The organism is Reyranella sp. (genome assembly GCF_965279625.1).
In the GTDB taxonomy this organism is placed as follows: Bacteria; Pseudomonadota; Alphaproteobacteria; order Reyranellales; family Reyranellaceae; genus Reyranella.
On sequence record NZ_OZ257251.1, the window covers coordinates 525,213 to 536,733 of the forward strand.

At 66.8% G+C, this 11,521-nt stretch carries 11 protein-coding genes; 9 read left to right on the plus strand and 2 right to left on the minus strand.

The annotated features are described in order from the left end of the window. Positions 1–4 precede the first annotated feature (4 nt). Complete coding sequence (locus ACQY78_RS02360; protein ID WP_428682372.1) at positions 5–487, plus strand: type II toxin-antitoxin system RatA family toxin; 483 nt, start codon at positions 5–7, stop codon at positions 485–487. 86 nt (positions 488–573) lie between these two features. Here ACQY78_RS02360 and ACQY78_RS02365 read toward each other — a convergent pair whose 3' ends face one another. Further along, on the minus strand, positions 574–1,065 hold the full coding sequence (locus tag ACQY78_RS02365) for a CinA family protein (RefSeq protein WP_428682374.1): 492 nt from the start codon (positions 1,063–1,065) through the stop codon (positions 574–576). A 7-nt stretch (positions 1,066–1,072) separates the two neighbouring features. Further along, positions 1,073–2,236, minus strand: coding sequence for a bifunctional 2-C-methyl-D-erythritol 4-phosphate cytidylyltransferase/2-C-methyl-D-erythritol 2,4-cyclodiphosphate synthase (locus ACQY78_RS02370; protein ID WP_428682376.1), 1,164 nt, complete (start codon positions 2,234–2,236; stop codon positions 1,073–1,075). Positions 2,237–2,359: 123 nt separating this feature from the next. Here ACQY78_RS02370 and dusB point away from each other — a divergent pair, with 123 nt between their 5' ends. From dusB to hfq, 8 genes are all read left to right on the plus strand, one after another. Beyond that, positions 2,360–3,367 carry a tRNA dihydrouridine synthase DusB gene (gene dusB / locus ACQY78_RS02375; protein WP_428682378.1) on the plus strand — a complete coding sequence of 336 codons (1,008 nt, stop codon included), beginning with the start codon at positions 2,360–2,362 and terminating at the stop codon, positions 3,365–3,367. 29 nt (positions 3,368–3,396) lie between these two features. Continuing rightward, positions 3,397–4,476, plus strand: a complete 1,080-nt coding sequence (locus ACQY78_RS02380; protein WP_428682380.1) for a two-component system sensor histidine kinase NtrB — start codon at positions 3,397–3,399, stop codon at positions 4,474–4,476. Continuing rightward, positions 4,473–5,948 (plus strand): nitrogen regulation protein NR(I), encoded by a 1,476-nt coding sequence (ntrC, locus tag ACQY78_RS02385; RefSeq protein WP_428682382.1) that lies wholly within the window; start codon positions 4,473–4,475, stop codon positions 5,946–5,948. The genes ACQY78_RS02380 and ntrC overlap by 4 nt, the downstream gene beginning before the upstream one ends. A 43-nt stretch (positions 5,949–5,991) precedes the next feature. Beyond that, positions 5,992–8,184 (plus strand): ATP-binding protein, encoded by a 2,193-nt coding sequence (locus tag ACQY78_RS02390; RefSeq protein WP_428682384.1) that lies wholly within the window; start codon positions 5,992–5,994, stop codon positions 8,182–8,184. Positions 8,185–8,216: 32 nt separating this feature from the next. After that, positions 8,217–9,623, plus strand: a complete 1,407-nt coding sequence (locus tag ACQY78_RS02395; RefSeq protein ID WP_428682386.1) for a sigma-54-dependent transcriptional regulator — start codon at positions 8,217–8,219, stop codon at positions 9,621–9,623. A gap of 15 nt (positions 9,624–9,638) precedes the next feature. Next, positions 9,639–10,502 carry a D-amino-acid transaminase gene (dat, locus tag ACQY78_RS02400; protein ID WP_428682388.1) on the plus strand — a complete coding sequence of 288 codons (864 nt, stop codon included), beginning with the start codon at positions 9,639–9,641 and terminating at the stop codon, positions 10,500–10,502. Then, positions 10,499–11,155 carry an HAD family hydrolase gene (locus ACQY78_RS02405; protein ID WP_428682390.1) on the plus strand — a complete coding sequence of 219 codons (657 nt, stop codon included), beginning with the start codon at positions 10,499–10,501 and terminating at the stop codon, positions 11,153–11,155. Before dat ends, ACQY78_RS02405 begins: the two co-directional genes overlap by 4 nt. A 105-nt stretch (positions 11,156–11,260) precedes the next feature. After that, entirely contained in the window at positions 11,261–11,506 is a 246-nt protein-coding gene (gene hfq / locus ACQY78_RS02410) for an RNA chaperone Hfq (RefSeq protein WP_068189217.1), read from the plus strand. The last annotated feature ends 15 nt before the right edge of the window (positions 11,507–11,521 follow it).

Genomic DNA, 11,521 nt, shown 5'->3' on the forward strand with positions numbered 1-11,521 from the left:
TTTCTTGGCTACCCGTCATCAGGAACGGCGAGTCGTTCCGTTTCAGCCGCGACAGTTGTTCGACCTGGTGGCCGACGTACCGCGCTACCCGGAGTTCTTGCCCTGGTGCTTCGCCGGGCGCATTCGCCGGCGCGAAGAGCCCAACGTCGAGATCGCCGAACTGGCGATCGGCTTCGGCCCTTTCCACGAAAAGTTCGTCTCGCGCGTCGAGCTGTCGCCCGACGATCCCGAAGGGATGCGCATCGTCACGACCGGCACCGAAGGTCCGTTCCGGCTGCTGAAAAGCCGCTGGCTGTTCAAGCCTCATCCCGAGGGCACGCAGATCGACTTCGAACTCGAATTCGATTTCCGCTCCATCCTGCTGCAGAAGACCGTGCAGCTCCTGTTCGCCGAGGCCGTCCGCCGCATGGTCTCGGCGTTCGAGGCGAGGGCGGCGCAGCTTTATGGTGCCCCCCCGAAATCGGCCGGCGCCAAATTGTCGTCCTGAGCGAAGCGAAGGACCTCACGAAACGATCAACGTCCGACTTGGGCCGCGCGAGATCCTTCGCTGCGCTCAGGATGACAAGCCTGCGACTATCGCTCCGCCAGCTTCGCCAACATGGCGAGCGCCGTGATGACCGTGAGGCGGCGGATACCGTCGCGGTCGCCAGGGAAGACGTGATGTTCGGTCACCGGTTCGAAGCCCGAGCGGGCGGCGCCGAAATGGACGAGGCCGACGGGCTTCTCGGCCGACCCGCCGCCGGGACCGGCGACGCCCGTAACCGACACCGAGAGCTGTGCGCCGGAGCGGGCGAGGGCGCCCGTGGCCATCGCGCGCGCCACCGGCTCGCTCACCGCGCCATGGCTCACGATCGCATCCCACGGCACGTCCAGCATCTCGCGCTTGGCTTCGTTGGAATAGGTGACGAAGCCGCGATCGACGACATCGGACGAGCCGGCGATGGCGGTGAGGGCGGCGGCGATCAGGCCGCCGGTGCAGGACTCGGCCGTGACGACCTTGAAGCCGCGCTTGCGGCAGGCGAACAGGACGTGCTCCGCGGCTTCCCGCATTTCGTGATCGAACATGTGCCGCTCAGCTCCCTGGCAGTTCAACGGTTGCGATGGCCTGGGCCGCGATGCCTTCGCGCCGGCCGGTGAAGCCCAATCCCTCGGTCGTCGTCGCCTTGACGCTCACACGTTCGGCCGCAACGCCCGCGATGGCGGCGATGCTCTTCACCATCGCCTCTCGATGCGGGCCGACCTTGGGGGCTTCGCAGACGATCGTGACATCGAGGTGAACGATGCGGCCACCGCGCGCGCTCACGAGGTCGACGGCGTGACGCAGGAAGCGGTCGGAGGAGGCGCCGCGCCATTGCGGGTCGGAGGGCGGGAAGTGCTTGCCGATGTCGCCGGCGCCGATCGTTCCCAGCACGGCATCGGTCAGCGCATGCAGCGCCACATCGGCGTCGGAGTGACCGGCGAGCGCGTGGGTGTGCGGGATGGCAACACCACCCAGCATCACGGCATTGCCGGGCGTGAAGCCGTGCACATCGAAGCCGAGGGCGGTGCGCGTTTCCATGTGATCGGAGATGAGGTCGGCGGTCGTGGTGATCTTCCGGTTATCTCCGCTGCCCGCCACCATGACAAGCTTCAGCCCGACGCGCTCGGCGACGGCGGCATCGTCGGTCAGCGCCGTCGCTTCGTCGGCGCCGAGAGAAGCGGCCGCGCGATGCGCCGCCAGAAGCGGGGCGAAGCGGAAGACCTGAGGCGTCTGCGCGCGCCACAGGTTGCGCCGCGGCACGGTCTCGGTGATCGCCTGGCCGTCGCCCACACGCTTCAGCGTATCGGCGAGAGGCATGCCCAGAATCGCGCCGTCGATTCCTTCCGCCGAGGCGGCGGCGAGGCAGGCCTCGATATCGTCACGCCGCACGAAGGGGCGCGCGGCGTCGTGGATGGCGACGAATTCCGGCGCTGTATCGGCCAGCGCTTCGAGGCCCTTCAGCACGGATTGCTGCCGGCTGGCGCCTCCAAGCACGGGCGCGGGCAGCCCCAATCCTGCCGTCGCCGCTGTGTAGTGGGCGTCATCTTCCGCACTGATCACGACCAGAATCCGGTCGATACCGGGTGCGGCCTTGAGGGCAGCGATTGTCCGGCGCAGCAAAGGCTGGCCGCGCAAAAGCGCATATTGCTTGGGCAGTGGACCGCCGAAGCGGCTGCCGCGGCCGGCCGCGACGACGAGGGCTGTACAATGGGTCACGGCCCCTAAATAACACTGGCATCAGGGAATGCGCACTTCCGACCCTTGCGCAGTTTGGCGGCACAGGCTATTGCTCGCTTAATTATTGTGCACTGCACAAGATGCCTACAAACTGAACAAAGAATGCAAAACGCACACCGCCTTGCCCCAATAGACATCGGCCCCGTTCGCATCGAGGACCCCGTCATCCTGGCCCCGCTGTCAGGTGTCAGCGACATGCCCTTCCGCCAAATGGTGAAGCGGCGTGGGGCAGGGCTCGTCGTTTCGGAAATGATCGCGTCCGCCGCGATGGTCCGCGAGAACCGCAAGACGCTGATGATGGCCAAGACCACGCCGGAAGAGTTTCCGATGTCGGTGCAACTCGCAGGCTGCGAGCCCGAGGTCATGGCCGAGGCCGCGAAGCTCAACGAGGATCGTGGTGCCGCGATCATCGACATCAATTTCGGCTGCCCGGTGAAGAAGGTCGTGAACGGCCATGCCGGTTCCTCGCTGATGCGCGACGAGGTCCATGCCGCGAAGATCCTCGAGGCGACAGTGAAGGCCGTGAAGCTGCCGGTCACGCTCAAGATGCGGACCGGCTGGGACTCGACCAACCGCAATGCCCCGAACCTCGCGCGCATTGCCGAGGCGTGCGGCATCAGGATGCTGACCGTGCACGGCCGTACGCGTTGCGACTTCTACGAGGGCCATGCCGATTGGGCCTTCATTCGCACCGTGAAGGAGGCCACGAAGCTGCCGGTGATCGTGAACGGCGACATCAACACGCTCGACGATGTCGACCAGGCGCTTGAACAGTCGGGCGCCGACGGGATCATGATCGGCCGCGGCGCCTATGGCCGCCCGTGGTTCCCCAACCAGGCGATCCACTACCTGCGGACCGGCGAGCGTCTGCGCGATCCCTCGATCGCCGAGCAGTACGCGGCGGTGCGGACGCATTTCGAAGCGATGCTGGAACATTACGGTCTCGAAACCGGGGTACGCATGGCTCGCAAGCATCTCGGCTGGTACTCCAAGGGGCTGCCGGCCTCGGCCGATTTCAGGGCGGCGCTCAACCGCGAGACCGACGCCGGCAAGGTGCGGAGCATGCTCGCTTCGTTTTTCCTGCCGGCCGCGGAGCGGCAGGCAGCCTGATGTCCCTGCGCCCTCTCAAACGGAACGGCATGAGCGATCAGTTTCCGACGGCTCTTCTCGATTCTCTCTCGGAAGCGATCATCGTCGTCGATGCAAACGGCGGCATGCACTACGCGAACCTCTCGGCCGAACAATTCTTCGGCGTCGGCCGGGCCCGCCTGGTCGGTCATCCGCTGAGTGAGTTCATTCCCGAGGACACGCCGCTCTTCTCTCTTCTGGAGCAGGTCATGGTGACCGGCGGCGCGGTCGCCGAGAACGGGGTGACGCTGGCGTCGCCGCGCATCGGTACGCGCTTCTGCGCGCTCCGCCTGTCGCCGGTCGTAGACAGCGAAGGGCTGGTGGCGATCTCGCTGGTCGAGCAGACGATCGCCCGCAGCATCGACCGCCAGCTGTCACACCGCAGCGCCGCCCGCTCGGTGAGCGCGCTGGCTGCCATGCTGGCGCACGAGGTCAAGAACCCGCTGTCCGGCATCCGCGGGGCCGCCCAGCTCCTCGAACAGTCGGTGCCGGATTCAGATCGCGAACTGACCGAGCTGATCTGCGAGGAGACGGACCGCATCGTCGCCCTGGTCGACCGTATGGAGGCCTTCGCCGACGGCCGCCCGATCGAGCGTGGGCCGATCAACATCCATCAGGTCCTGAACCATGTGCGCCGCCTGTCGCAGAACGGCTTCGGCAAAGGCGTGCGCTTCATCGAGACATACGATCCGTCGCTGCCGGACGTGCACGGCGACCGCGACCAGCTCATCCAGGTGTTCCTGAACCTCGTCAAGAACGCCTGCGAGGCGCCAGGCGACGTCGATCGCGAGATCGAATTGTCGACTGCCTATCGCCACGGGCTGCGGCTGGCCGTGCCCGGACAGCAGACGAGGGTGAATCTGCCGCTGGTCGTGTCCGTTCGCGACAATGGCCGCGGCGTGTCGGACGAGATCCGCAGTCACCTGTTTGACGCATTCGTGACCAACAAGCCCACCGGAACCGGCCTGGGTCTTGCTTTGGTCGCCAAGATCATCAACGACCATGGCGGCGCCATCGAATTCGATAGCGAGCCCGGTCGCACATCATTCAGGGTCATGTTGCCGCTCCAGTTCCCGCAGGCCACGCCATGAGCGAAGGCACCACCATTCTCGTCGCCGACGACGACCGCGCCATTCGCACCGTCCTGCATCAGGCCCTCGGCCGGCAGGGCCATACGGTCCGCAGCACCGGGACCGCCTCAACGCTCTGGCAATGGATCCAGGAAGGCGAGGGGCAGCTCGTCATCACCGACGTGGTGATGCCTGACGAGAACGGTCTCGACCTGGTGCCGCGCATCCGCAAGCTGCGCCCGGACCTGCGCATCATCGTCATGAGCGCACAGTCGACCCTGCTGACGGCGGTGCGGGCGACCGAGCGCGGTGCGTTCGAGTACCTGCCCAAGCCGTTCGACCTCAATGAGCTGATCTCGGTGGTGAACCGCGCGTTGTCGGCACCGGCCGCTTCGATGCCGCGCACGGTGCAGCCGCGGGAAGAGGGCGAGCGCCTGCCCCTGATCGGCCGCTCGCCGGCGATGCAGGAAATCTACCGCGCGCTGGCCCGCCTGATGGCGACCGACCTCACGGTCATGGTCACCGGCGAGTCGGGCGCCGGCAAGGAGCTGGTGGCGCGCGCGCTGCACGATTACGGCAAGCGCCGAAAGGGTCCGTTCATCGCCCTCAACATGGCGGCGATCCCCCGCGAGCTGATCGAGAGCGAGCTGTTCGGCCACGAGCGCGGCGCCTTCACCGGCGCGGTGCAGCGGTCGGCCGGCAAGTTCGAGCAGGCGGCCGGCGGCACGCTGTTCCTCGACGAGATCGGCGACATGCCGCCCGAGGCGCAGACCCGCCTGCTGCGCGTGCTGCAGGAAGGCGAGTACATGACGGTCGGTGGCCGCACGCCGATCAAGGCCAACGTCCGCATCGTGGCGGCGACCCATCGCGACCTGCGCCGGCTGATCCAGCAGGGCCTGTTCCGCGAGGATCTGTTCTACCGCCTCAACGTCGTTCCCATCCGCCTGCCGCCGCTGCGCGAGCGTCTGGACGACATTCCCGAACTCGCCAACCATTATCTGCAGGCCGCCACGGCGGACGGGCTGCCGACCAAGGTCCTGTCGCCCGAGGCGATGGCGCGGCTGAAACAGCATCGCTGGCCGGGCAATGTGCGCGAACTCGTGAATCTCGTGCGCCGCCTGTCTGCGCTCTACTCCGAGGAGATCATCGGCGTGGAGACGATCGAGGCCGAGCTGGCCGACGCCGTGTCGGCGATGGAGCCGGCGCCGGAATCGTCGGACTCACCCGACGATGTCTCGCTGGCGGATGCCGTCGACCGTCATCTCCAGGCGATGTTCAACGCCCATGGCGACCGCCTGCCGCCGGACGGCATGTACGATCGTGTCATTTCCGAGGTCGAGCGCCCCTTGCTCGCGCTGGCCTTGGGGGCTACCCGAGGGAATCAGTTGCGCGCGGCCCGTCTCCTGGGGCTCAATCGCAACACGTTGCGCAAGAAGATAAAGGACCTCGACGTCCCCGTGGTTCGCACGCCGCAGGTTCGCCGAGGCGGGTGATTCAGTGGCAACTGCGCTGGGCGTTTCACGCTTGGGCGACAAGATGAGCGCGGTGCTCCGCAGCCTCAGTGGCCGTGTCGCCGCCGTCTCGTTGGCCATCCTCGCCATGGCCGCCGGCGGCGCAACCTATGCGTGGCTTGCCGGCTTCGTGCCGGAGTCGTTCGGTACGCGGGGCTGGATGACCGGCCTGCTCGTGGCCGACCTGATCATCGCGATCGCCCTGGTCTCTGTGGTGGCCGTCCGCCTGACCCAGCTCTGGCTCGACCGCCGGCGCGGCGCGGCGGGGTCGCGTCTGCATATGCGGCTGGTGCTGGTCTGCAGCATCTTCACCATCACGCCGACCGTCATCGTCACCATCATCCTGTCGATGCTGGTGATCAGCTTCACCGACTTCGTCGTGAAGCCGTCGCAGGCTTCCTACGAGGCGGCGCGCGCCATCGGCGAACCGGTGCGGCGCGCCCGCGAGCAGGAGATCCTGAACGACATCGAGGCGATCTCCGCACCGCTGCAGAACGCAGGCGTCGACGGCGTGCGCGATCCGGCGGCGACGAAGGCCATGCTGGAGCGCCTGATCGAGGGACGACCGATCATCGAAGCCACCGTCCTCGACGCCGACAAGGGCGTGATCGCCCAGGCCAAGGCGCCCGATGCGACGGGCATGGCCAATCCCGTGCCGCCCGCCCAGTTCCTCTGGCAGGCGGTGAACCAGGCGCGGCCGGTCCAGATCGAATCGCCGACCGGCGCCTACTTCGTGATGCAACTCTTCGTTGGCGAGCCGCTGTTCCTCGCGACCGGCCATGCCGTCGACCTCAGGGTCGTCGACTATATCAAGAGCATCGAGTTTGCGGGCTCGTTCTACTCGCAGATCGAATCGGCGCTGCGGCGCAGCCAGCTCATCATCTTCGTGGTCTGCGGCGCGATCGCCTTCCTCATGCTGCTGGCCGCCGTGTGGCTCGCCATCCTGTTCGCCACGCGCCTGACCGAGCCGATCGGCGGCCTGATGCTGGCGGCCGAGCGGGTGCGCGGGGGCGATCTCAGCGCCCGTGTTGAGGAGGGGCCGCCCAACGACGAGCTGGGCCAGCTCGCGCGCTCCTTCAACCGCATGGCCAGCCAGATCGAACAGCAGCGCGGCGAACTGGTGCATGCCAATACCGAGCTCGACACCCGTCGCCGCCTCACCGATGCGGTCCTCGCGGGCGTCTCCGCCGGCGTGCTCAGCGTCGACGGGGAAGGCATCGTGATGCGCTCCAACCGGTCGGCGCTCGACCTCCTCGCGCTGCCGGAGGACGGTGTGCTGGGACGGCCGCTGATCGCGGTGATGCCGGAACTGGGACCGCTGGTCGCCCAGGCGGGCGAGCGCCCTGATCGAATGACCCAGGGGCAGGTCGAGATCCTGCAGCGCGGATCGCGGCAGATCCTGCTGGTCCGCATCAGCGCCGCCACGGGCGCCGGCTTCGTCGTCACCTTCGACGACGTCACCGATCTCATGTCGGCCCAGCGCATGGCGGCCTGGGGCGACGTCGCCCGCCGCATCGCCCACGAGATCAAGAATCCGCTGACGCCGATCCAGCTCTCCGCCGAGCGGCTGAAGCGCCGCTACCTGAAGCAGATCAAGGAGGACCCCGAGACCTTCTCGATGTGCACCGACACGATCATCCGGCAGGTCGGCGACATTGGGCGCATGGTCGACGAGTTCTCGTCGTTCGCTCGCATGCCACGGCCGACGGTGAAGGAAGAGGATGCGAAGGAGCTGTGCCAGCAGGCCTTGTTCCTGCAACGCAACGGCAACCCGGATATCCGTTACGTGGTGAACCTGCCTGCCCATCCCGTGACGCTCAACTGCGACCGGCGCCAAGTCTCGCAGGTGCTGACCAACATCCTGAAGAACTCGGCTGAGGCGATCGAGGGCAGGGACGTAACGCCGGACACGCCTTTGCCACAGGGCGAGATCAGCCTGTCGCTGATCGAAGACGGCGCCGGCGTGCGGATCGTCGTCGAGGACAATGGCCGGGGACTGCCGAAGGAGGGGCGCGAACGCCTGACCGAACCCTATATGACGACCCGCAGCAAGGGCACCGGCCTCGGCCTCGCGATCGTGAAGAAGATCATGGAAGACCATGGCGGGTTCCTGTCGCTGCAGGATCGTGAGGGTGGCGGCGCACGCATCAGTCTGGTATTCCGGCGGGACGCGAAGGAAATCGCGTCGGCTCGACCGCATGCGACAGCCGCACAATGACCCGCCGATCCATGCGGGCTGCTTGAAGTGACATGGCCCACGATATTCTGATCGTCGATGACGAACGCGATATCTGCACGCTGATCGCCGGCATCCTCGAGGACGAGGGTCACACCGCGCGCCGAGCGCACAACAGCACCGAAGCCATCGACGCCGTGCGGCAACGCCGCCCGGCGCTGGTCATTCTCGATGTCTGGCTGCAGGGCAGCGAGCTCGACGGTCTGAAAATCCTGGAAGTCATCCGCCGCGAGGATCCGCCGATCCCCGTCGTCATGATCAGCGGTCACGGCACGATCGATACCGCCGTGTCAGCGATCAAGAGCGGCGCCTACGATTTCGTCGAGAAGCCGTTCAAGGCCGATCGCCTGCTCCTGGTGGTCGACCGCGCCATCGAGGCCGACAAGCTGAAACGGGAGAACGTGGCACTGCGCCGGCGCGCCGGCGGCGAGGTGACTTTCGTGGGCTCCTCCAGCGACGCGGGCAACGTGCGCGCGCAGATCGAGAAGGTGGCACCGACCGGCAGCCGTGTCCTCATCACCGGCGCCTCCGGCTCGGGCAAGGAGACGGTGGCGCGGCTGATTCACCAGGGCTCGAAGCGCGCCGACGGACCGTTCGTCGTCGTCAACTGCTCGACCCTGCCGGCCGAGCGGCTGGAGATCGAACTATTCGGCACCGATGGCGACACCGATGCCGATGCACTGCGCGTGTCGGGTGCTTTTGAAATGGCACATGGCGGCACGCTGGTGCTCAAGGAAGTGGCCGACCTGCCGCTGGCGCTGCAGGGTAAGCTGGCGCGTGTGCTACAGGAACAGTCCTACGCGCGCGACGGCGGCAAGACCAAGGTCGAGATCGACGTCCGCGTCCTGGCGACGACGGCACGCGAACTCCAGGAAGAGATCGCTGGCGGTCGGTTCCGCGAGGACCTGTTCCACCGCCTGAACGTCGTCGGCTTGCGCGTGCCGCCGCTCAGCGAGCGCCGCGAGGACATTCCCGAACTGGCGCTCGACCTGCTGAAGCGCGTTGCCGACGCCACCGGCCTGCCGGCGCGCCCGATCGGCGAGGACACGCAGGCCGCCCTGCAGGGCCACGACTGGCCGGGCAACGTGCGCCAGCTGCGCAACGTCATCGAACGGCTGCTGATCCTGGCGCCGCCGGGCGGCGCGCCGATCCGCGCCGACGTGCTGCCCAACGACGTGAGCGAGGACGCGCCGTCGGTGCTGCGCTGGGAGAAGGGCGGCGAGATCATGCAGCTGCCGCTGCGCGACGCGCGCGAGGTCTTCGAGCGCGAATACCTGCTTGCGCAGGTGACTCGGTTCGGCGGCAACATTTCACGGACGGCGACCTTCGTCGGCATGGAGCGCTCGGCCTTGCATCGCAAGCTCAAGTCGCTCGGCCTGCACGGTGGTTCGCTGGAGGGCGGCGGGGAGCCGCCGGTCTGAGGAGGAGAGGGCGTTATGGCGCGTTATGCCTATGTCAACGGTCGCTACGTCGACCATCGTGAAGCGAGCGTCCACATCGAGGATCGCGGCTACCAGCTGGCCGACGGCGTCTACGAGGTCGTGGGCGTGCGCGACGGCAAGCTGATCGACGAGAAGCCGCATATCGACCGGCTCGACCGCTCACTCAAGGAACTGCGAATCGACTGGCCGGTGTCGCGCAACACGCTGGGCTTCATCCTGCGCGAGCTGATGCGCAAGAACCGGCTGCGCGACGGCCTGGTCTACATGCAGGTGACCCGCGGCGTCGCCCGGCGCGACCACGGCTTTCCGACCAGCCCGGTGAAGCCCGCCCTGGTGATGACGACCAAGGCCACCAAGCATATCGTGGCCGATGCCGGCCCCGGCGTCGCCGTGAAGAGCATGCCCGACATCCGCTGGGAGCGTTGTGACATCAAGACGGTGGCACTGCTGGCGAACGTGCTGGCCAAGCAGGCCGCTCGCGAAGCCGGCGCCTACGAGGCCTGGCTGGTCGACGATAAGGGCTGCGTCACAGAGGGCGCGTCGACCAATGCGTGGATCGTCACCCAGGACGGTGAGCTGGTGACCCGCCAGACCGACAACGGCATCCTCTCCGGCATCACGCGGCAGACGCTGAAGTCGATCTGCAATTCGCTGCAGCTGAAGTTCGTCGAGCGGCCCTTCACGGTCGAGGAGGCCAAGAAGGCGAAGGAAGCTTTCATCACCAGCGCCACCTCTTTCGTGACACCGGTCGTGAAGATCGACGGCGACAAGGTGGGCGACGGCAAGGTCGGCGCCACGGCGCAGCGGCTGCGCGAGGAATATGTCCGCTTCTCGGAGGCGGGCGAGGCCGTGACGTGAGCCTGCCGGAGGGCCTGAAGCCGCCGCGCGCCATCCTGTTCGACTGGGACAACACGCTGGTCAATACCTGGCCGACCATCGTCGAATGCTACCGCGATACCTTCACCGCGTTGGGCCTGACGCCGTGGACCGCCGCCGAGGTGCAGGACCGGGCCCATGGCTCCCTGCGCGAGGTCTTCCCGGTCCTGTTCGGCGAACGTGCGGGCGAGGCGGAGCAGGTGTTCTACGACACGTTCCGCCGCATCCATCTCGAACGGCTGGAGCCGCTGGCCGGCGCCGACACCTTGCTGGCGCACTGCCACGCCAAGGGACTCTACGTCGCGATCGTCAGCAACAAGGTCGGTGACAATCTGCGGGCCGAGGTCGCCCATCTCGGCTGGGGCAGGTGGATCGCGCGTTCAGTCGGCGCGCGTGACGCGGCCCGCGACAAACCAGCGCCGGACCCCATCTATCTGGCGCTCGACGGCACGGGAATTGCCCCGGACGACAGCGTGTGGATGGTGGGAGACACCCAGGCCGACCTCAAGAGTGCACACGCGGCGGGGTGTCTTCCCGTTCTCGTGGGTGGCGCGGACGAGTTGTCCGGCTCCCTGCTGCAACATCCACCGAGACTGCGAGCGCGTAATTGTCATCAGCTGGTGGCATTGCTTTGAGACCAACCTCCCCTATATACGAGGCGACTCGGTAGCGGGGAGAGATCCCGTACCCCCCAACCGGCGACCCTCGGGAAGCCGGCCGCCCACCAAGAGGCCAAGAATATGAGCGAAAAGGCACAGAACGTTCAGGACGTCTTCCTGAACCACCTTCGGAAGAACAAGACTCCGGTCACGATCTTCCTCGTGAACGGCGTGAAGTTGCAGGGCATCGTCACGTGGTTCGACAATTTCTCGGTGCTGCTGCGCCGCGACGGCCATTCGCAGCTTGTCTACAAGCATGCGATTTCGACCATCATGCCGGTCACGCCGGTGCAGCTGTTCGACGGGGACAAGGCCGACGCAGGCTGATTTGATCGACGAATT